At 33.0% G+C, this 20,806-nt stretch carries 20 protein-coding genes; 13 read left to right on the top strand and 7 right to left on the bottom strand.

The window, feature by feature from the left end; genetic code table 11:
* Positions 1–5 precede the first annotated feature (5 nt).
* The 3 genes from R3L15_RS03195 to R3L15_RS03185 form a co-directional block, all read right to left on the bottom strand.
* Positions 6–893, bottom strand: a complete 888-nt coding sequence (locus R3L15_RS03195) for a bifunctional 5,10-methylenetetrahydrofolate dehydrogenase/5,10-methenyltetrahydrofolate cyclohydrolase (protein ID WP_338733187.1) — start codon at positions 891–893, stop codon at positions 6–8.
* 46 nt (positions 894–939) lie between these two features.
* Positions 940–2,268, bottom strand: a complete 1,329-nt coding sequence (ffh, locus tag R3L15_RS03190) for a signal recognition particle protein (RefSeq protein WP_338733186.1) — start codon at positions 2,266–2,268, stop codon at positions 940–942.
* A gap of 160 nt (positions 2,269–2,428) precedes the next feature.
* Positions 2,429–4,786 (bottom strand): hypothetical protein, encoded by a 2,358-nt coding sequence (locus tag R3L15_RS03185; RefSeq protein ID WP_338733184.1) that lies wholly within the window; start codon positions 4,784–4,786, stop codon positions 2,429–2,431.
* A gap of 106 nt (positions 4,787–4,892) precedes the next feature.
* Between R3L15_RS03185 and R3L15_RS03180 the strand changes: the two genes are divergently transcribed.
* The 3 genes from R3L15_RS03180 to R3L15_RS03170 all read left to right on the top strand — a co-directional run bounded on the left by R3L15_RS03180 (position 4,893) and on the right by R3L15_RS03170 (position 8,654).
* Positions 4,893–5,408 (top strand): sigma-70 family RNA polymerase sigma factor, encoded by a 516-nt coding sequence (locus R3L15_RS03180; protein ID WP_338733183.1) that lies wholly within the window; start codon positions 4,893–4,895, stop codon positions 5,406–5,408.
* Between the two features lie 68 nt (positions 5,409–5,476).
* Complete coding sequence (locus tag R3L15_RS03175) at positions 5,477–6,370, top strand: FecR family protein (protein ID WP_338733182.1); 894 nt, start codon at positions 5,477–5,479, stop codon at positions 6,368–6,370.
* Positions 6,363–8,654: a FecR domain-containing protein gene (locus R3L15_RS03170; protein WP_338733181.1), complete on the top strand. Its 2,292-nt coding sequence runs from the start codon at positions 6,363–6,365 to the stop codon at positions 8,652–8,654. The genes R3L15_RS03175 and R3L15_RS03170 overlap by 8 nt, the downstream gene beginning before the upstream one ends.
* A 1-nt stretch (position 8,655) precedes the next feature.
* Here R3L15_RS03170 and R3L15_RS03165 read toward each other — a convergent pair whose 3' ends face one another.
* Complete coding sequence (locus tag R3L15_RS03165; RefSeq protein WP_338733180.1) at positions 8,656–9,237, bottom strand: NUDIX domain-containing protein; 582 nt, start codon at positions 9,235–9,237, stop codon at positions 8,656–8,658.
* A gap of 129 nt (positions 9,238–9,366) precedes the next feature.
* Between R3L15_RS03165 and pyrE the strand changes: the two genes are divergently transcribed.
* Both pyrE and R3L15_RS03155 read left to right on the top strand, forming a co-directional pair.
* A complete protein-coding gene (gene pyrE / locus R3L15_RS03160) occupies positions 9,367–10,011 on the top strand; it encodes an orotate phosphoribosyltransferase (RefSeq protein WP_338733179.1) in 645 nt (214 codons plus the stop codon).
* A 21-nt stretch (positions 10,012–10,032) separates the two neighbouring features.
* Positions 10,033–10,425: an SRPBCC family protein gene (locus R3L15_RS03155; RefSeq protein WP_338733178.1), complete on the top strand. Its 393-nt coding sequence runs from the start codon at positions 10,033–10,035 to the stop codon at positions 10,423–10,425.
* Here the strand turns inward: R3L15_RS03155 and R3L15_RS03150 are convergent.
* Entirely contained in the window at positions 10,422–11,153 is a 732-nt protein-coding gene (locus tag R3L15_RS03150; RefSeq protein WP_338733176.1) for a biotin--[acetyl-CoA-carboxylase] ligase, read from the bottom strand. The genes R3L15_RS03155 and R3L15_RS03150 overlap by 4 nt on opposite strands.
* Before the next feature lie 94 nt (positions 11,154–11,247).
* Between R3L15_RS03150 and rsfS the strand changes: the two genes are divergently transcribed.
* The 6 genes from rsfS to R3L15_RS03120 all read left to right on the top strand — a co-directional run bounded on the left by rsfS (position 11,248) and on the right by R3L15_RS03120 (position 16,089).
* Positions 11,248–11,619, top strand: coding sequence for a ribosome silencing factor (gene rsfS / locus R3L15_RS03145; protein ID WP_125467540.1), 372 nt, complete (start codon positions 11,248–11,250; stop codon positions 11,617–11,619).
* An 8-nt stretch (positions 11,620–11,627) separates the two neighbouring features.
* The gene (gene ftsH / locus R3L15_RS03140; RefSeq protein WP_338733174.1) at positions 11,628–13,616 is read left to right on the top strand and encodes an ATP-dependent zinc metalloprotease FtsH; all 1,989 of its coding nucleotides are present in this window, start codon (positions 11,628–11,630) and stop codon (positions 13,614–13,616) included.
* A 116-nt stretch (positions 13,617–13,732) separates the two neighbouring features.
* Positions 13,733–14,350, top strand: coding sequence for an LUD domain-containing protein (locus tag R3L15_RS03135; protein ID WP_338733173.1), 618 nt, complete (start codon positions 13,733–13,735; stop codon positions 14,348–14,350).
* A 1-nt stretch (position 14,351) separates the two neighbouring features.
* Positions 14,352–15,173 carry a phosphatidate cytidylyltransferase gene (locus R3L15_RS03130; protein WP_338733172.1) on the top strand — a complete coding sequence of 274 codons (822 nt, stop codon included), beginning with the start codon at positions 14,352–14,354 and terminating at the stop codon, positions 15,171–15,173.
* The gene (locus tag R3L15_RS03125; protein ID WP_338733171.1) at positions 15,163–15,813 is read left to right on the top strand and encodes a phosphatidylserine decarboxylase family protein; all 651 of its coding nucleotides are present in this window, start codon (positions 15,163–15,165) and stop codon (positions 15,811–15,813) included. The genes R3L15_RS03130 and R3L15_RS03125 overlap by 11 nt, the downstream gene beginning before the upstream one ends.
* Positions 15,814–15,822: 9 nt before the next feature.
* The gene (locus tag R3L15_RS03120; RefSeq protein ID WP_338733170.1) at positions 15,823–16,089 is read left to right on the top strand and encodes an acyl-CoA-binding protein; all 267 of its coding nucleotides are present in this window, start codon (positions 15,823–15,825) and stop codon (positions 16,087–16,089) included.
* Here the strand turns inward: R3L15_RS03120 and pafA are convergent, their stop codons facing one another.
* On the bottom strand, positions 16,090–17,724 hold the full coding sequence (gene pafA, locus R3L15_RS03115; RefSeq protein ID WP_338733169.1) for an alkaline phosphatase PafA: 1,635 nt from the start codon (positions 17,722–17,724) through the stop codon (positions 16,090–16,092).
* Between the two features lie 111 nt (positions 17,725–17,835).
* On the opposite strand from pafA, the gene R3L15_RS03110 reads away from it, so the two are divergent.
* Together R3L15_RS03110 and R3L15_RS03105 are read left to right on the top strand one after the other, a co-directional pair.
* Positions 17,836–18,573 (top strand): ABC transporter permease, encoded by a 738-nt coding sequence (locus R3L15_RS03110; protein WP_338733168.1) that lies wholly within the window; start codon positions 17,836–17,838, stop codon positions 18,571–18,573.
* Positions 18,573–19,340, top strand: a complete 768-nt coding sequence (locus R3L15_RS03105; protein ID WP_338733167.1) for an ATP-binding cassette domain-containing protein — start codon at positions 18,573–18,575, stop codon at positions 19,338–19,340. Before R3L15_RS03110 ends, R3L15_RS03105 begins: the two co-directional genes overlap by 1 nt.
* A 4-nt stretch (positions 19,341–19,344) precedes the next feature.
* On the opposite strand, the gene R3L15_RS03100 is transcribed toward R3L15_RS03105, so the two are convergent.
* Positions 19,345–20,805: a DUF389 domain-containing protein gene (locus R3L15_RS03100; RefSeq protein ID WP_338733166.1), complete on the bottom strand. Its 1,461-nt coding sequence runs from the start codon at positions 20,803–20,805 to the stop codon at positions 19,345–19,347.
* Position 20,806: the final 1 nt, after the last annotated feature.

Here is a 20,806-nt window from a genome sequence, read left to right as displayed (position 1 = left end):
AAATGTTATTTGTTTCTCTCCATATTACGCTCTCTAGCTAGAAGCGTATTTTTAAGTAACATAGCTATCGTCATTGGTCCAACGCCGCCTGGAACTGGTGTAATAAAACTTGCTTTCTTGCTTACATTTTCAAAATCGACATCACCTGTAATTTTATAACCTTTAGGTAAACTATCGTCTGCTACTCGTGTAATTCCTACATCAATAATTACGGCATCGTCTTTTACCATTTCAGCTTTTAAAAACCCAGGAACACCTAAAGCTGTAATAATAATATCGGCTTGTGAAGTTATTTGCGTGATATTTTTAGTATGGCTATGTGTTAATGTAACGGTTGAATTTCCAGGAAACCCTCTTCTTCCCATTAAAATACTCATTGGGCGTCCTACAATATGACTTCTACCTATAACAACGGTATGTTTTCCTTTTGTTTCAACATTATACCTGTCTAGCAATTCCAAAATTCCAAATGGCGTCGCTGGAATAAAGGTACTCATATCTAAAGCCATTTTTCCAAAGTTAGTAGGATGAAATCCATCAACATCTTTATCTGGATTTACAGCTAACAACACTTTTTGCGTATCGATTTGTTTTGGTAATGGTAGTTGCACAATAAAGCCGTCTATTTCTGGATTATTATTTAACTCTTCAATTTTATCTAACAACTCTATTTCGCTAGTTGTATTAGACATTTTAACTAAAGTCGATTCAAATCCTACACGCTCGCATGCCTTTACTTTGCTTCCCACGTAAGTCAAGCTCGCCCCATCGTTACCTACTAAAATGGCTGCTAAATGAGGAACTTTTTCCCCATCTGCTTTCATTTTTTTCACTTCAGCAGCAATCTCATCTTTAATGTCATTACTGGTTTTTTTTCCGTCTAATAAAATCATCTTGTTGTATATGTTGTGTCGTTATTGTAAATAAAAAAACATGAGATTATCTCATGTTTTTCATAGCTTGCATCATGGCTTTTCCTTTTCCGCCTTGCATCATTTTCATCATCTTACTCATTTGGTCGAATTGTTTTAGTAATTGATTTACTTCTTGTACTGAAGTTCCCGATCCTTTTGCAATTCGTTTTTTGCGGCTAGCATTTAACACCTTAGGCGTTGTACGTTCTTTTGGTGTCATAGAATGAATAATAGCTTCGATATGTTTAAAGGCATCATCATCTATATCGATATCTTTCATCATTTTTCCTGCTCCAGGAATCATCCCCACCAAATCTTTCATGTTACCCATTTTCTTGATTTGCTGGATTTGATTTAAAAAGTCGTCAAAACCAAATTGGTTTTTAGCAATTTTCTTTTGAAGTTTTCTGGCTTCTTTTTCGTCGTATTGTTCTTGAGCTCTTTCTACTAAAGATACTACATCTCCCATGCCGAGAATACGATCGGCCATACGTGCTGGATAGAACACATCTATCGCTTCCATTTTCTCACCTGTACCAATAAACTTAATTGGCTTATCGACTACAGATTTAATAGAAATGGCAGCTCCACCACGTGTATCGCCATCTAATTTGGTAAGGATAACCCCATCAAAATTTAAGACGTCGTTAAATGCTTTTGCAGTATTTACGGCATCTTGACCGGTCATAGAGTCTACTACAAATAGCGTTTCTTGAGGCTGGATGGCGTTATGGATATTAGATATTTCGGTCATCATGGCCTCATCTACAGCTAAACGACCTGCGGTATCTATAATCACTACATTATGACCATTTGCTTTTGCATGCGCTATACCCGCTTGTGCAATAGCCACAGGGTCTTGATTGCCTTTATCGCTGTAAACCTCTACATTAATTTGATCTCCTACTACATGTAACTGATCTATCGCTGCTGGACGATACACATCACAGGCAACTAATAAAGGCTTTTTTGTTTTTTTGGTTTTTAAATAGTTAGCCAACTTACCAGAAAAGGTTGTTTTACCAGATCCTTGTAAACCAGACATTAAAATCACACTAGGATTTCCTGAAAGATTAATCCCTTCGGCATCGCCACCCATTAATTGGGTTAATTCGTCCTTAACTATTTTTACCATTAACTGCCCCGGCTGTAACGTTGTAAGTACGTCTTGACCTAAGGCTTTTTCCTTAACGGTATTGGTGAAGTTTTTGGCTATTTTAAAGTTAACATCGGCATCTAAAAGCGCACGACGGACTTCTTTTAAGGTTTCGGCAACATTAACTTCGGTAATACTACCATGACCTTTTAATACGTGTAACGCTTTATCTAACTTTTCACTTAAATTATTAAACATAATCTGTCATCTGTTTTAAAGTTTGCAAATTTAAGGATTTGTCATGTATTTATAAAGCGTAGTGATTAATTATATACATAAAAACTGAGAGAAAACATTTTTAGAATGGTTTTCTCCCAGTTTAATAACCTAAATTTTTCTTTCTCTAGTTTTTAATACTTTACATTTTTTCAAATACTAATACGAAATCTGAATTGTTCGCATCGTTTACAGCATGTAGTTCTATTCGTGTACTGGTGACACTAGTAATGTACCAATCGTCATCCATTTGCCAATAAGGGAATTGTCCTAAATAATTAATTATAAATCTTAAATTTCCTTCGTGGTCTCTAAGCACTTCGTAATCTAATTCTGCTATCCAACTGCCATTATCGCCTAAAAAGGTGGCATTATTTTGAAAGTTAAATACAATACCATCATAATCTTGAGAGTTATCTGCGCTTTCCATTGTAGAGTATGTTACTTCCCAATTACCATCGTATAACCAGTCTTTAATTTGAGTAGTGTCGTCATCTTGGTTATCATTTGTACAAGTTTTTCTTAAAATTAAACGTCTAGGTTGCGATGTATAAAACGTTACTTCGTCTTCTGTTATTGAAATAACAGAATAATACCCTCCTAAACTATGTGTCTCTCCTGTCATAGCAAAAAGAACTGACAACTCTGTACCTTCGTTAGTATTTTCTGCCTCTATGTTTCCATAATTTACTGTACTCTCTCCTACCTCGGCAATGGCAAAATCGTTTTCAAAGAATGAGAATAAGACGTCGTTGTAATCTGATGTTTGATCTACATTATCAACCTGAAAACTATATACTTCCCATTGGCATTCACTTAAAGTAGTTAATAGTTCTTCTGGAGTGTAATAATGACATTCCATAACCATGGTATTTGCACTATTAAGAGATTCAAATTCTAACCTACCTTCTTCACAAGCTACAACTAACCAACTTCCTGTTATAGCTTGTATATTAGGAGCAGCAACATTTGAAAACTCTACTACAACACCTTCTGCCGCTTGATAAGACGACCAATACATTGTTGTAGTTATACCGTTTCCTGTAATAATTGCCTCTGTACTTGAAGTGAAATCTAAATTATAGTTTATTAAATGGTCATCGCCATTAAAATTAACTACGTTCCAATTACATCCTTGTAGGTACGCGTCAACATCTGTTTCAGAACAATTTGAACTACAGTCCTCAACAACTAATTCTATTTCAAAAACTTGGAAATCACCATTGATTGCTTCTACTCTTAGATAAATAGTTTGTGGGTTTGATGTGTTGGTATACGCATTTGGTGCTACAATAGCATTAACATTAGCTTCGGCATTGGTTTGAGAAACATGAAATGAAGCTACAAAATCTACATTGCAAACAACATTCCCTAAAACTTGTGTTTCCATTTCAAATGTTGCAAATCCATCATTATCATAATCGCAAGCTGTTATGGTTGTATTTTCAAAACAATTAAATGGTGTTTCTGCAGTTTCGCAATCTTGCTCCATAATAACTTCTACGATTTGATTTTCAAACTCCTGCGTAAGAACAAGCTGATTTGACTCGCAATTTTGCACTAACCAATCGCCACCTAAATCTCCCGAAAAAGCAGTTAGGTTTGATAGCGTTAAAACAACATTTTCTTCAGTTGTAACACTCCACTCGCCACCTATAAATTCGGTAGTATCTCCGTGGGTGATTTGAAGTTCGCCATTGGTATTAAAATGTAAGTCGTACTGGATAAAATTATCATCGCCATTGAACGATGTAATAACCCATTGGCATTCTTGTAAATTAGCCGCTATCTCTTCAGCTTGGCAAGCTACATAATTACAATCTTCTTCAGCATTATTAATAGCATTTTCCAATTCTTGGTTACTTGTTACCTCAACTGAATCACCATTTGCGTATATTAATGACACTGGAAAATTTAAGCTAGCTAATACAGCGCCTTCATCGCTATCTAAGTTTTCTAGGAACACATATAGTTCAAAATCGCTTTGAATCTCTACAGTATCAATAACCTGAAAGTTAGAGTTGTAAATAGAGAACACAATAGGATATACAAAATCGACACATTCTATAACGTCGGGTTCGTTAACACAATTATTTACAAAAGCATCTAATTCTTCTTCATTTTCCACAACAACTTCAGTGTAATCGTTTAGTGTAATGGTAATAGGGAATAAAAATTCTAGAATATCTTCATCATCATCAAAAGCATTAAAAATGTCTTCGACAAGCTCAAGGTCGTCTAGTGTTTCAATAACTATTGTTGTATTATTAACTGTAACGGTTACAGGTAAATTAACACCAATACAATTAGCGTTATCTAAAATATTATCAAAAGAACCATCAAAAGCGGCTGTTGAACGCATTAAATCGGCCAATGAGGAATTGGATTCTACAACTTCGTCTGGTGTTGGGTTATTAATTTCGGTTTCTTCATCTTGACAAGACACAAAAAATAGTGTAATAAATGCCAAAACAAACAGGTACTTAAAATTTGGTTTCATAGCTGGTTTTTAAATTAAACATTGTTTGTTAATGAAACAGACAAAAGCTAAAATCCCCTACCATGGTAGTCATTTTTTTTTACATTTATACTCCTAAAAAACTAAAATGCCTAACAATTTAAACAATAATATTTGTAATAAAATCTTGTTTTCTAAGCTGTTTAAAACGCATGCAGAAAACCTTCACAACTTCTTATATTATAAGTTTGGAAGCCATTTAAACCCAGAAGACAAAGTACAAGAAGCATTTATTAAACTCTGGCAAAATTGCGCCAAAGTGTCTCCCGAAAAAGCCAAGAGTTTTTTATTTACTGTTGCTAATAATTTAATGCTTAATGAAGCTGCTCATCAAAAAATAGTATGGAAACATCAACAAATAAAACCAAAATCGCATACTAACGAATCTCCTGAATTTTTACTTCAGGAAAAAGAATATTTAAACAAATTAGAAATAGCTATCTCTAAATTAACCGAAGCCCAACGAGTAGCTTTTATGCTTAATAGAATTGAAGGAAAAACCTTTAAAGAGATTGCAACTCTTTTAGACATCTCGACAAAAGCTGTTGAAAAGCGTATTTATGGAGCCTTAAAAAAACTACGTAAAGACATTGATGAGTTATAAATTAAAAAAAGACATAACAAGGGTAGGAAAAATAAACCTACAACTGTTATATAAGTGTTACATAGATTATGGAAAAAGACGATTTATTAAAAAAATGGCTAAATCATGAGTTAACTCAGGAAGAGTTTCAGGCATTTAAACAGCGTGAAGATTTTGCCAAATTAACCCAACTATCTCATGGATTAAAACATTTTAAAGCTCCTGAGCTCCATACAGAAAACGCGCTAAAATCTACATTAAACCATATTGATTCTATAAAACCAAAACGTCAATGGTTTAAACCATTATTACGTATAGCAGCTTTATTAGCTATTGGGTTTTGTGTGTATTATTACACAACAACACAAGACACTACTACTAAAACACTTATAGCACAAAAAAATAACATTAATTTACCCGATCACTCTAAGGTAACTTTAAATGCCCTATCAACTTTAACCTACAACAAACATTCGTGGAAAGATAATCGTGAAGTTTTCCTACAAGGCGAAGCGTTTTTTAAAGTAGCCAAAGGCTCTAAATTTAATGTTATTACAGATTTAGGAACCGTGACTGTTTTAGGCACACAATTTAATGTAAAACAACGCGACAATTTTTTTGAAGTCACTTGTTACGAAGGTTTGGTTAGCGTTACATACCAGTCTAAAAACACTAAATTACCTCCTGGACATACGTTTATAATACGCGATGGAAAACAAATTGCCACTGAAAAAGAAACCGCTCAAGTACCACAATGGCTTAACAACGAAAGTACTTTCAAAAGCATTCCGTTAGAGTATGTTATTGCTGAATTTGAGCGTCAATACAAAGTAACATTTATTACAGATAAGGTAGATACAAAAACGTTGTTTACAGGAAGTTTTACACACAACAACTTAGATGTTGCCATAAAGTCCATAACAATGCCAATGCACCTATCTTACAGCAAAACAAAGGATACAATTGTATTAAAACGTGAGTAAAAGAAGCTCTTTATTTCTTTTTCTAATCTTATTTTTGTTGAATACTTTTGAACTCTCTTCACAAACTATTCAACAAGAACAACAACCACTTACCAACATTTTAAAAACACTTGAATCTCGTTACAATATTAGCTTTTCTTATGCTGACAAGCACATAAAAAACATTACAAGCCCATTACCCAACAACACACTTACTCTAGAGGAAGCCTTAAACATTTTAGAAAAAAATACTCACTTACAGTTTAAGGTTTTAAACAATAGGTTTGTGGTGATAAAAAAAACACAATTAAACAACTATAAAATAGAGCAATTAGACGAAGTCTTTATCACGAAATATCTAACCAAAGGACTCTCTATTTCCAAACAAGGCCATATTATTATTAGACCAGAAGAATTTGGCCTTCTTCCCGGTTTAACCGAACCCGATGTCCTGCACACCATTCAAACGCTTCCTAGTGTTTTGAGTGTGGATGAAACGGTTTCCAACATTAATGTAAGAGGCGGTACACACGACCAAAACTTAATCCTTTGGGAAGGCATTAAAATGTATCAATCTGGTCACTTTTTTGGTTTAATTTCTGCATTTAATCCTTATTTAACCGAAAAAATACACGTTACTAAAAATGGTAGTAGTGCTAAACATGGTGATGGTGTGTCTAGTGTAATTGACATGCAATTAACCGATTCTATTCAACAAAAACCTAGTTATGGCGCTGGTGTAAATTTAATTAGTGTTGATGGTTTTGCTAAAACACCTATTTCTGAGAATAGTAACATCCAAATAGCTGCAAGACGTTCGCTTACAGATGTTGTAAAAACGCCAACTTATAAACAATACACTAAACGTGTGTTTCAAGATTCAGATTTATCGCATAGTATTTCTAGCGATGAGACCTTTTACTTTTACGATGTCTCTGCAAAATATATATACAATGTCTCGCCAAAAGATAAATTTCAGGTTTATGGCATGCTAAGTAAAAACACCCTTGATTATAAAGAACAAGCCAACATACATGGAGAAACATCGGCTTCTGATAGTTACTTAAAACAAACCAATATCGCTAGTGGTTTAAACTATTCTAGATACTGGAATAATAAGCTAACCACAACAGCCGAAGCATACATTTCTAATTACAATTTAAATGCTGCTAATGTCGATTTAGTTAACAATCAGCGTTTAAAACAGGAAAACGAAGTTTTTGAAAACACATTTAAATTACATGTAGATTTTAGTGTATCTCCATATTTAAAATTTGAAGGTGGCTACCAGTTTTTTGAAGTTGGCATAAGTAATTTTGAAGATGTTAACAACCCGCCTTTTAACAGCTACATTAAAGAGGTTATTCGTACACATTCTGGATATATTGAAGGAGAATTATCGTCTAAAAACCAACAAACGCTGTTAAAAATAGGAGCTAGAACAAATTATATTTCAAAATTCAACACCTTTTTAGTGGAACCTAGAATTCGTTTTAATCAACAGTTTTTAAACTACTTTAAAATTGAAGTATTAGGTGAATTAAAAAGCCAGACAACATCTCAAATTATAGATCTTCAAAAAGACTTTTTAGGCATAGAAAAAAGGCGTTGGGTTTTAGCTAACAACACCACTATTCCCATTATAAAAAGCAAGCAAGCTTCTCTTGGACTTCATTTTAATAAAAGCAGCTTATTAGTTAGTGCGGAAGGTTTTATTAAACACGTTGATGGTATTACAACAAGAAGTCAAGGGTTTCAAAATCAATACCAATTTACAAACGCTACAGGGCATTACAAAACCTACGGTATTGATTTTTTAATTAACAAACAGTTTAATAATTTGAGTACTTGGCTTAGCTACACTTACAGTAAAAACGATTACGTTTTTAAGGCATTAAATAACAACCATAGCTTTCCTAATAATATAGATATTAGGCATCAACTTTCATTTGCTGGATCTTATGCTATTAACAGGTTTAAAATAGCTCTGGGTTTAAATTGGCACACTGGCAGACCTTACACGGCTCCAAAAGAGTTTAGTCAAACTCAAAATACCACTATCAATTATCAATCGCCCAATAATCAAAATTTAAATGATTATTTGCGTACCGATATTTCTACCACTTATACGTTTGCAATTTTTAAAGATAAACAAGCTGTTTTAGGAGCGTCTGTTTGGAATGTTTTAAACAGAAAAAACATAATTAACACCTATTATATATTAGAAGATAATAATACAGTAAATAAAGTAGAAAACACCTCTTTAGGAATTACACCAAACTTTAGTTTTAGAATACATTTATAGTTTAAACTAATGCTTTAATATTAGCATAAGAGTTTTCTAATGCTTTAATGCTCGCAATTTCATCCAGCCATGCCACTTTAGTTATACCTTCGTTTTCCTGCGGCTGTAGCTTGCCTTGATAAGAGGTTTTCATTTCAAACCAATGCGTTATTTTTATTTTATTCCTACCATTTCTTCTAAAAATATGATACGTAACATCTAATGGTTTTATTATTTCAAGTCCTTCTACACCTGTTTCTTCTTCAACTTCCCTAATCGCGGTCTCTTCAATAGTTTCCTTTTTCTCAGCTTTTCCTTTTGGCAAGTCCCATTTATCATTTCTATAAATAAAAAGAATATCGCCTTTATCGTTAAATGCTTTGCCTCCTCCTGCAGTTACATTAGGAAGTAATTTTAAAAACTTTTTTAAGAGTTTATCTTCTTTTTTATGAATTAAACGCACTTCCTTTAAAGCCGTTTTATTTAATTCTTTAATTACCTTATTAATATTAACAGAGTTTAAAAGGTAATTTTTAAAATCTGTTTCCTTTTCTACTTTTGTCGTTAGTATAATAGGTTTATCACCAACAAAAACTTTATACATCTTATAATCTATTCGCGGATTTATGTAAATGTAAAAATATAATTTTTAGCCGCACAAAAATTATCATATTGTTAATTATATTAAAAATTCAATATGAAATAATTAATAAAAAAATGTAATTTTGCGACTATGATTTTCAACAAACATACCGCCAGAAAAACCGCAGAAGTTTTATTACAAATTAATGCCATAAAACTAAGCCCTAAAAAGCCTTTTACTTGGGCATCGGGCTGGAAATCGCCAATTTATTGCGATAATAGAATTGTGCTATCCTACCCTACCATAAGAAATTATATTAGAGAAACGATGGCTAAACACATAGAAAAACAATACGGTAAACCCGATGTTATTGCAGGTGTAGCCACAGGAGCTATTGGCATTGGTATGCTGGTGGCTGAGTATTTAGGTGTTCCATTTATATACGTTCGCCCTAAAGCCAAAGAACATGGTAGACAAAACCAAATTGAAGGCTATGCAGAAAGCGGCCAAAACGTCGTGGTTGTTGAAGATTTAATTAGCACCGGAAAAAGTAGTTTAAATGCTGTAAAAGCTTTAAAAGAAGCCCATTTAAATGTAAAAGGCATGGTCGCTATTTTTTCTTATGGGTTTGATGTTTCTAAGGAAAATTTTGAAAAAGAAAACATTACATTACATACCTTAGGAAATTACGATACGCTACTAGAACAAGCACTAGACACAAATTATATTTCTCAAAAAGAATTAGAAACCCTTTCCGAATGGAATGCCAATCCTAGTGAATGGAACGCTATTTGATAAACAAACGTAAAAAAACACATGAATTTAGAATCACCAAAAGTTACGGTAAAACAAACTCCTGAAAAAGTTTTCGAATTTTTAAGCAACGTAGAAAATTTTGAAAAACTTATGCCAGAAAACACCAAATTTGAAGTTTTAGATAGCGACTCTTTTCTTTTTGCACTTAAAGGCATGCCAGAAATAAAACTTAAGAAAAAAGACATCGAATCGCCTAATAAAATAGTGCTTGGTGCTGCTGGTGGAAAAATAGATTTTTCACTTACTGGAGATATTTCTCAAATTAACGACGAAGAAAGCAACGTAAAACTAACCTTTAATGGCGATTTCAACCCTATGATGGCCATGATGATTAAAAGCCCTATTTCTAACTTTATAAAAACATTGGCAGAAAACATTCCTAACGCCATTTAATAATTTAAAACGAGCTGTTTTAAATCAAACGCTTTAATATCGGTTTCACCCTTTGGTAACACTTGCAATTTACCAGATGCTGAAACCGATTTTATTATACCGTAAAACACATTTCCTTCCTCGTTTTTAAACTCAACCATAACATCCTTTTTAAAAAGTAAACGCTCATAGTCTTGCTTTAAACTAGCAAACTGGTTGGTTTTTAACTTAGAGAAATACAACTCCAATTGGTTTAAAATTACATTTAAAAGCTCATCTATAACATAAGTCTGTTGAGTTATATTTTTTAATGACGACGCTTTAGGCAAGTCTTCAAAACCTTCCTGATTTACGTTAAGACCTATGCCTATTATAGATGATTTTATATTTTGTCCCTTAAGTCCGTTCTCAATTAAAATACCACAAACCTTCTTATTGCATGACAAAATGTCGTTAGGCCACTTTATCGCTAATTCTGGAATACCAACAGTTTGTAGTGCTTTAACAACAGCTAGAGAAACCACCATGCTTATATAAAAATTATCTTTTACAGGAAGTTGAAGCTGTTTAAACACACTAAACATAAGGTTTTTACCTGGTTCAGATAACCAAACACTTCCCATTTGCCCTTTTCCTTTTGTTTGGTTTTTAACCACAACAACAGTATTATCTTGTAGTTTATGTTCTAAGCTCAACTGCCTTAAATACTGGTTAGTCGAATCAATGGCATCAAGTTTGATTATACGCATAATAAATAGTTATCTTCGTACTGTAAAATCTTATGAAATTTTTAAAGTATAAAGAACTAAAAAATAATAACTTTGCACAAACTAAATAAATTTAATGACCAAAAAGGACTCTAACGCAGATCAACTCATAGCTACAATTATAAGTGGAATTGAAGATGTAAAAGGACAAGAAATCACCATTTTAGATTTACGTGATATTGAAAATACGGTTTGCGACTATTTTATTATTTGCGAAGGTACTTCAAATACGCAAGTAAATGCCATAGTAAATTCAATTCAGAAAAAAGTAAGTAAAGAACTAAAAGACAAGCCTTGGCATGTTGAAGGTGTTGATAATGCCGAATGGGTTTTAATGGATTATGTAAACGTTGTTGTTCATGTTTTCCAAAAGCACGTTAGAAGTTATTATGATATAGAAAGTCTTTGGGGAGACGCAAAAACAACGGTTATTGAAACAAATTATTAAAAGAATTAATGGCAACAAACAATAAAAAAAATACAAAAAACAAGAAACCTAAATTTAACCCTTATTGGATTTACGGTGGTATTATAGCCATCTTTTTGGGTATGCAACTTTTTAGTGGTGGTGGATTTCAGGATGCAAGTTCCACGACGCCATCGCAATTTATGGAGTTTTTAAAAAATGGCGATGTTGCAAAAGTGGAGATTGTAAACCGTCGCGAAGCGAAAGTTTACTTAACAGCTCAAGCACAAGAAAAAGAGATTCATAAAAACTCTAAACCTTCAACACTATTAGCTTCTTCAAGCCAGTTACCTAATTACAAGTTTGAGTTTGGTGATCTTCAAAATTTTGAAGATGATATGGCAGAAGTTGTTAATAACTACAAGCTAGACCCAAAACCAAAAATTGAATATAAAACCGAACAAAACCTTTGGGGCGATTTTATTATTGGATTACTTCCATTTATCATCCTTATTGCTGTTTGGATTTTTATTATGAGACGTATGTCTTCTGGTGGCGCTGGTGGCGCTGGCGGTCAAATTTTTAACATCGGAAAATCTAAAGCCAAACTTTTCGATCAAAATACCGATGTAAAAGTGTCGTTTAAGGATGTTGCTGGTTTAGAAGGCGCCAAAGAAGAGGTTCAAGAAATTGTTGATTTCTTAAAAAACCCAGAAAAATACACTGCTCTTGGTGGTAAAATTCCAAAAGGTGCTTTATTAGTTGGCGCCCCAGGAACAGGAAAAACCTTATTAGCAAAAGCTGTAGCCGGAGAAGCTAAAGTACCTTTCTTCTCATTATCAGGTTCAGATTTCGTAGAAATGTTTGTTGGTGTTGGAGCCTCTCGTGTTCGCGACCTTTTTAAACAAGCTAAAGAAAAATCGCCATCAATTATTTTTATTGATGAAATTGATGCTATTGGTCGCGCTAGAGGAAAAAGTAATTTCTCAGGCTCAAACGACGAACGTGAAAATACCTTAAACCAGCTTTTAACCGAAATGGATGGTTTTGGCACAAACACAAACGTTATTGTTTTAGCCGCTACAAACCGTGCCGATGTTTTAGATAAAGCTTTAATGCGTGCTGGACGATTTGATAGACAAATTTTTGTCGATTTACCAGACGTTCGTGAACGTAAAGAAATTTTCGAAGTTCATTTACGACCTTTAAAAAAGGCTAAAGACTTAGATACCGATTTCTTATCGAAACAAACACCAGGTTTCTCTGGAGCCGACATTGCTAACGTTTGTAACGAAGCTGCTTTAATTGCTGCAAGAAACGGTAAAAAAGCGGTTGATAAACAAGACTTTCTTGATGCTGTAGATAGAATTATTGGCGGTTTAGAAAAGAAAAATAAAATTATAACTCCAGCTGAGAAAAAAGCCATTGCTTTCCATGAAGCCGGACATGCTACTGTAAGTTGGATGCTGGAACATGCTGCGCCTTTAGTAAAAGTTACTATTGTTCCTAGAGGACGCTCGTTAGGCGCTGCTTGGTATTTACCAGAAGAACGTTTAATTGTTCGCCCTGAGCAAATGCTAGATGAAATGTGTGCTGCTTTAGGTGGTCGTGCAGCCGAAAAGGTAATCTTCAATAAAATATCAACAGGAGCTTTAAGCGATCTAGAAAAAGTAACCAAGCAAGCTAGAGCTATGGTAACCATATATGGGTTAAGCGACAAGGTAGGAAACCTAACGTATTACGATTCTTCTGGACAAAATGAATACGGGTTTACTAAGCCTTATAGCGAGCAAACTGCTGAATTGATTGATAAAGAAATTTCTGATATTATTGAAGAGCAATATCAAAGAGCTATTGATTTGTTATCTAACAATAAAGATAAACTTACAGAGTTAGCCGAAGTTTTATTAGAAAAAGAGGTGATTTTTAAAGATAATTTAGAGAAAATTTTCGGGAAACGCCCTTTTGAAAATGAAAACGCGACTCAAGACAAAGAAAGTGAGGTTTCTGTAGTAAAAGACACCTCTGAAGAAGAATAATTTCTAGTATTTTTGTTAACTAGTATCAAAAATCTTAAATTGACTTAACAGTTAGTTTAAGATTTTTTATATTTGAAAAACTCCCTTAAGCATTGTATTAATAGCAAAAGATGTAAATGAGCTTATTTAGAAAAATTTTTGGTTCCAAATCTGATAAATCAAAGGAAGAAATAAAATCAGAGGAACGAAGCAAATACATGCCAGAAGTTAAACTACCAATTGACGAAAGGTTTACTATAAACTTTAAAGCAAATGGTGGGAAATTTTTGTATTGTGAAGATTTAAACGAAATTTTTGATAGCTTAAAAAATATTATTGTAGAAAATTCTTGGCAAGGCGATAAAGCTCTTGTTTTTGATAAAAATCTCAAAGACCGATTTAAAGATTTTAATTTAAACCAAACAACTTCTACCCAAGAATCTACCTACTTTTTAACAACCTGCGAGAATTTAATTGCAGATGATGGGTCTTTGCTTATATCTTCTAATCAAATTGCAGAAAAAAAACTTAGAGAACTCCCTGACCATTTTGTGGTTTTTGCTACAACAAGTCAAATTGTTGGAAGTATTGGTGAAGGACTTAGAGGGATTAAGTCTAAAAACAAAACTAAAATACCCACCAATATTACAACCATAAAAAACTTCAAACCCGAAAAAACAACAGAGGAAAAAGACTTTATGAGTTACGGTAGTAGTTCTAAAAACTTGTACTTACTACTGTTAGAAGACCTTTAAAATGAAAGAAGTTCTCGTTAGATCATTATCAGGATTACTCTATATTTCTGTCCTAATACTATCGTTATTTAACGAACATGCTGTTATTGCGTTGTTTTTTGTTTTTGGCATTATCGCTTTAGCAGAATTAAAAAAACTTATTCACTATAAGTCTTTTTTTCCATACATCATTTTTACTATTTTATATATTGTTTTTGGCTATTGGCAATTTGTAATGAAAAGTGATTATGGGCTAAAAGAAGCTACACAAATATTTCATGTAACCACGATATTTGTACTTTTATTCTTGGTTAAAGACTTATTCACGCACAAGAACATTCCGCTTTTTATTTCTAAACGATTCATCATTACAACGTTTTACCTATCTAGTGGCTTTGTTTTTATAATATTGATTGCTCAATACTATGAAGAATACAATCCTTTTTTACTATTAGGATCCTTTATTTTAATATGGACGAACGATACATTTGCCTATTTAGTAGGTAAGAATTTTGGAAAACAAAAGTTATTCGAAAAAATTTCTCCTAAAAAGACTGTAGAAGGTTTTTTAGGCGGTTTATTTTTTTCTACCATAGCTAGCTATTTTATTGCTACCTTTACCGAAACATTAGGATTTACTAATTGGTTAGTATTAGCTATAATAATTAGTGTATTTGGTACTTTAGGAGATTTAATAGAATCTAAATTTAAACGCCAAGCCAATGTAAAAGATAGTGGTGTTATCATGCCTGGACATGGTGGTCTTTTAGATAGATTAGACAGTATTATTTTTGCAGCACCATTTATATATTTATACTTACAACTATTACATTATGTTTCATAAAGAAGGACATAAAATTATTTTAGGAGCTACTTTTTTTGTTGTGGCTACCTTTCTACTTACCGACTATTTTATTACTATTTCTTGGCTTCGTACACTATTAATGATAGCCATTTTAGTATTTTTTATTCTTATTCTTCAGTTTTTTAGAAACCCTAAACGCTACACACAAGTAAACGAACAACAAGCCGTATCTCCCGTAGATGGTAAAGTTGTTGCCATAGAAGAAGTTTTTGAAAAAGAATACTTTAAAGATAAAAGAATTCAAGTAAGTGTATTTATGTCGCCTTTAAATGTTCATGTAACACGTTACCCTATTGGTGGTCAAGTACTTTACAGTAAATATCATCCAGGTAAATATTTAGTAGCATGGCACCCTAAGTCTAGCGAAGAAAACGAAAGAACTACAGTTGTTGTTAAAAACACGTATTTTGGCGAAGTTTTACATAGGCAAATTGCAGGAGCCTTAGCAAAGCGCATTGTTAACTACGCTAAAGTAAACCAAAGTGTTATACAAGGAAGCGATTCTGGATTTATTAAATTTGGATCGAGAGTTGACTTATTATTACCTTTAGATAGCAATATTAAAGTAGAACTTAACCAAAAAGTTCGTGGAGGTGAAACCGTTATTGCAGAAAAGTAAAATGAACTAATGAACTCAGAAGAATTAGATATCGCTTTTAAAGATGCTGTAGAAAGGATTAATAACCATAAAGAGCCTTTCCCAGCAGATTTTTTACTTCGCTTATACGCCTACTACAAAAAGGCTACAGATAACTATGGTAGACCTAGCAGCAGAAAACCTATTATAAATGCGTTTAAAACAAACGCTTTATTTCAAGCAAAAAACATCTCTAAAGAAGAAGCAAAACGAACTTATATAGAACTAGTAGATAATTATTTTCTTTACAGAAGATAATTAATCTAACACCTTCTCTAAAGGCTGTCCAGTACTTCCGTTAGGAAAGCTTACCCCTAGTAATGCAGATATAGTTGGAGCTATATCAGGAATAGTTGTTTTTTCAAAAGTTTCGCCCTGTTTTATTCCCTTTCCATAAAACAATAATGGTACATGCGTATCATAATTAAATCCAGAACCATGTGTTGAACCTGTTCTACTATATGAAATATGTGCTGGTGCATAAATAACTAAAACATCGCCAGATCGTTTTTGATTGTAACCATTTTGCAATAACATTTCTATACCATTATTATAAGATAACGATGCCATATTTGTTGCTGTGTAAGCTTTATAAACATCCTTATAATTAATAATTTCGTTTACAATAGCTGTTTGCACATGAGCTAAATCTAATCCTAAGTTATTTATTTTTTCTCTATTTAAAAATATTTGATCGTTACTTACATTTTCAACTAAATCTGAATCTCCAAACGTATTCTGCAAAAATTTAGACAATCGCTGTTTTGCTTCCTTAGTATTTAAATATCCTGCTGGAATATCATGATCGTGTAAATATGCTGGTACTTCTACAGCACCATGATCTGCTGTTAAAAATACCGTGTATTCACCTTTTCCAACTGTTTTATCTAGTTTATTTAGTAAACGCTCAATATCTTTATCTAAACGGATATACGTGTCTTGAACTTCTTTTGAACTTACCCCAAAATTATGCCCTACATAATCTGGGCTAGAAAAACTTACTGTTAGTACATCAGTAATAGCATCATCTCCAAGGTGTTCACCATCTATTGCTGCTATAGCAAAATCGGCCGTTAAACTATTTCCATAAGCGGTGTATTTAATAATATCGTAACCTCCATTGTCTTTTGACAAGGCTTTTAAATTGTAAGGGAATGTTGCGGTTTCTTTGCCTTTAAAACCACCCTCATAATTATTTAAATCGCTAGTACTTTCAACATAGGTATCAATATCATAAAATGTATCCCAAACTTTTAAATAAGATGCTGCTTTTCCAGAAGCATTAAAATTGGTTACCCATGTTGGCAACTCGTCCATATAAAACGAACTTGTTATCCATTTCCCTTCATCTTTACCTCTAAACCAATATGCTGCATTAGCCGTATGCCCAGCAGGTAAAATAGCCCCTCTATCTTTTATGGCTATACCTATTGTTTTGCCTCTTTTTTGTGTAAACATTCTATTTTCATCGGCAAATGTTGTGGTTTTTAATCGGTGTGGCGACATTTTCCCATCATCAGATGTTGTTCCAACAGGAGTCATTGAATTATCATTTACACAATACACCATTTCTTTAGTGTACTTATCATACCAATCGTTAGCTATAATACCATGATTTTTTGGTGTCGTTCCTGTATAAACCGATGCGTGTCCTGGCGCTGTTTTTGTTGGAATGTAATTAAAATGATGATTTTTGCAGTTGTAACCATCATTTATTAATCGTTTAAAACCGCCATTACCATACTTACTTTCAAACCTTGTTAGGTAATCGTAACGCATTTGATCAACCACAATACCTACTACTAATTTAGGATTATTTTGGTTACTTTTCTGTTGGGCTGTTACTGGTAATATGAATAATAAAACAAGTGATAAACTAAGGAAGCCTTTCATGATACAATATTTGATTTTGAACATCAAAAGTACATTTTTTTGCACATCTTAATTTAAAATTAAGGTTAAAAAACCTAGAGTTTTTATACTTTAGCAACAACAAAATCCTTTATGACATACCTTCATAACATTGGTGCCTATTTTATTATGGTAAAAGACATCTTTCGCAAGCCTACTAAATGGTCTGTGATGAAAGGTCTTATCCTTAAAGATATTGACGACTTAATAATTGGATCTTTTGGTATTGTAGCCTTTATTTCGTTTTTTGTTGGTGGTGTTGTTACCATACAAACTGCGCTAAATATTACCAATCCTCTTATTCCAAAGTATTTAGTTGGGTTTGCAACACGACAGTCTGTCATTTTAGAGTTTGCCCCTACATTCATCTCTATAATCATGGCCGGAAAAGTGGGGTCGTTTATAACCTCTAGTATAGGAACCATGCGTGTTACCGAGCAAATTGATGCTCTTGAAGTTATGGGAATTAACGCTATTAACTATTTGGTTTTCCCTAAGTTTGTTGCCTTAATGCTATATCCATTTGTAATTTCAATTGCTATGTTTTTAGGCATTTTAGGCGGTATGGCAGCTTGTATTTATGGTGGTTTTAGTACTCTAGATGATTACATTACAGGTATTCAATTAGATTTCATGCCCTTTCATATTACTTACGCTTTTATAAAGACTATTGTTTTTGCCTTCCTTTTAGCAACAATTCCATCGTTTTATGGTTTTTTTATGAAAGGCGGCGCTTTAGAAGTAGGAAAAGCAAGTACAACGGCATTTGTATGGACTAGTGTGGCTATTATACTTTTAAATTACATTATTACCCAATTACTTTTAAGCTAATGATAGAAGTTAAAGACTTACATAAATCTTTTGGTAACACCCACATTTTAAAAGGCATTAGTACATCTTTTGAAAAAGGTAAAACAAGCCTAGTTATTGGGCAAAGTGGCTCTGGTAAAACTGTTTTTTTAAAGTGTTTATTAGGTCTTTTTGACTATGAAAAAGGTACTATATCTTACGACGGAAAAGTTTTTGGCAACCTTAATAGCGATGAAAAACGTGATATTAGATCAAAAATAGGTATGGTTTTTCAAGGCAGTGCTTTATTTGATTCTATGACGATTGCCGAAAATGTTATGTTTCCATTACGTATGTTTACTAAACAAAGTAAAAGTGAGATGGAAGATCGGGTAAACTTTGTTTTAAAACGTGTGAATTTAGAAAATGCGCACCATAAAATGCCTAGCGAAGCTTCCGGTGGTATGCAAAAACGTGTTGCCATTGCTCGAGCCATAGTAAACAAACCTAAATATCTGTTTTGCGATGAGCCAAACTCTGGATTAGACCCTAAAACAGCTATTGTTATTGATAACCTAATACAAGAAATTACAGACGAATATAATATTACAACAGTAATAAACTCTCACGATATGAATTCGGTTATGGAAATAGGTGAGAAAATTGTTTTCTTAAAAAATGGTCATAAAGCATGGGAAGGTAGTAAAAACACCATTTTTAAAACAGATAACGATGCTGTAACTAATTTTGTGTACTCTTCTGAATTATTTAAGAAGGTTCGTAAAATGTATTTAGAAGAAAATCAATAGCAAGTTAAGATTGCACCCTTACAATTAAACTATCTAAATCAAGTTTGTAATTAAGCCAGGCTTCTAATTTTTTACGTTCTTTTTCAATCGTATTATTATCCACTTCTTTTTTCCATTTTGCAGTAAATACTGAAATGGTATCGATTTTAGAAAAATCGGATGTAATCACATTTGAGAAAGATAAGCGCTCTAAATTATCGTAATTTATTTTAATCTCCTGCCCTATTTTATCCATAGGAATTTGATTTTTCTCAAACTTAGAAAGTTGCTTCACTCTATTCTCTAAAATTGTTATTTTCTGATTTTGTGTTAATAATGCAATAGAGTCTCTAGATTTTAATTCTTGCATATATTTAAAGCTGTCTATACCATCATTATCATTTTGGTTAATAATTAAAGATGTGGTATTTAAAACACTATAATCTTTTAATCTTCCTTCTAAAAGAGCTATGGTTTCTTCAGGAATTTCATCTAAGCCAAACGTGTTTATTTCTATTACAGGCTCATTGCCATCCATATAATTATACGTCGCATTCTTTTTTAAATAGTCGCCATGCGGTAAAGCTGTTACTTCCTTATCTATAAAGGAGCTGGCCGCATTATTAAAGTTTGTTTCACGAAGCACTTGAACAAAGGTCCAAGTAGCCGGGAACATAACTACAATGGCTAAAGTAGTTGCAATTCTAGCAATACGCTTTCGCTTTTTAGAATTGGCATATTTAAGCATTGGAAACCTTAAAATTTTCAGCACTATAAAAGTTGCCAAGGCTATAAATATGGTATTTATAGTGAATAGATATAACGCCCCAAGGAAATATTCAAAATTGGCTTGTGCCAAACCGTAACCTGCAGTACATAACGGTGGCATTAAAGCGGTAGCAATGGCTACACCAAAAATTACCGAAGCTATCGTTCCTTTTTTGGTTCTGGCTATAATTAAAGCTAAACCACCAAAAAACGCAATTAAAACATCGCGAATATCTGGTCGTGTTCTTCCTAAAAGTTCTGAATTATCTTCGCTTAGTGGAAATAAATAAAAGAATAAAAAAGCTGTAATTAAACTTAACACAATCATGATGGCTAAGTTTATTAAAGATCGTTTTAAAGTGTCTATATCGTTTATAGCTATAGACATTCCCACCCCTAAAATTGGCCCCATTAATGGCGAAATTAACATGGCACCAATAACAACTGCTGTTGAGTTAGCATTTAACCCTATAGAGGCTACAAAAATAGAGCAAATAAGAATCCATGCTGTTGCGCCTTTAAATGAAATATCATTTTTTATGGCTTCTATGGTAGCGTCCCTATCGGTGTCGTCTCTAAAATCTAGTAATTCGTCTAAAAACTTTTTAACGCTTTGTATAAGTCCTTTAGCATCTTTCCTTACGGCTTCTTTAGACTCTTCTACTTTTTGCTCTTTTATTTTTTCGTCTTCGTTGAAGTTGAATTTATTTTCTTCCATA

The organism is Mangrovimonas cancribranchiae (assembly GCF_037126245.1).
GTDB lineage: Bacteria > Bacteroidota > Bacteroidia > Flavobacteriales > Flavobacteriaceae > Mangrovimonas > Mangrovimonas cancribranchiae.
This window is presented reverse-complemented; position numbering and strand designations above follow the sequence as displayed.

Coding starts and splice junctions, on each gene's coding strand:
- R3L15_RS03185 (WP_338733184.1), bottom strand. CDS start 4,786: ATGAAACCAAATTTTAAGTACCTGTTTGTTTTGGCATTTATTACACTA.
- pyrE (WP_338733179.1), top strand. CDS start 9,367: ATGATTTTCAACAAACATACCGCCAGAAAAACCGCAGAAGTTTTATTA.
- R3L15_RS03195 (WP_338733187.1), bottom strand. CDS start 893: ATGATTTTATTAGACGGAAAAAAAACCAGTAATGACATTAAAGATGAG.
- R3L15_RS03180 (WP_338733183.1), top strand. CDS start 4,893: ATGCCTAACAATTTAAACAATAATATTTGTAATAAAATCTTGTTTTCT.
- rsfS (WP_125467540.1), top strand. CDS start 11,248: ATGACCAAAAAGGACTCTAACGCAGATCAACTCATAGCTACAATTATA.
- R3L15_RS03150 (WP_338733176.1), bottom strand. CDS start 11,153: ATGCGTATAATCAAACTTGATGCCATTGATTCGACTAACCAGTATTTA.
- ftsH (WP_338733174.1), top strand. CDS start 11,628: ATGGCAACAAACAATAAAAAAAATACAAAAAACAAGAAACCTAAATTT.
- R3L15_RS03120 (WP_338733170.1), top strand. CDS start 15,823: ATGAACTCAGAAGAATTAGATATCGCTTTTAAAGATGCTGTAGAAAGG.
- R3L15_RS03125 (WP_338733171.1), top strand. CDS start 15,163: ATGTTTCATAAAGAAGGACATAAAATTATTTTAGGAGCTACTTTTTTT.
- ffh (WP_338733186.1), bottom strand. CDS start 2,268: ATGTTTAATAATTTAAGTGAAAAGTTAGATAAAGCGTTACACGTATTA.
- pafA (WP_338733169.1), bottom strand. CDS start 17,724: ATGAAAGGCTTCCTTAGTTTATCACTTGTTTTATTATTCATATTACCA.
- R3L15_RS03105 (WP_338733167.1), top strand. CDS start 18,573: ATGATAGAAGTTAAAGACTTACATAAATCTTTTGGTAACACCCACATT.
- R3L15_RS03175 (WP_338733182.1), top strand. CDS start 5,477: ATGGAAAAAGACGATTTATTAAAAAAATGGCTAAATCATGAGTTAACT.
- R3L15_RS03155 (WP_338733178.1), top strand. CDS start 10,033: ATGAATTTAGAATCACCAAAAGTTACGGTAAAACAAACTCCTGAAAAA.
- R3L15_RS03110 (WP_338733168.1), top strand. CDS start 17,836: ATGACATACCTTCATAACATTGGTGCCTATTTTATTATGGTAAAAGAC.
- R3L15_RS03165 (WP_338733180.1), bottom strand. CDS start 9,237: ATGTATAAAGTTTTTGTTGGTGATAAACCTATTATACTAACGACAAAA.
- R3L15_RS03130 (WP_338733172.1), top strand. CDS start 14,352: ATGAAAGAAGTTCTCGTTAGATCATTATCAGGATTACTCTATATTTCT.
- R3L15_RS03100 (WP_338733166.1), bottom strand. CDS start 20,805: ATGGAAGAAAATAAATTCAACTTCAACGAAGACGAAAAAATAAAAGAG.
- R3L15_RS03135 (WP_338733173.1), top strand. CDS start 13,733: ATGAGCTTATTTAGAAAAATTTTTGGTTCCAAATCTGATAAATCAAAG.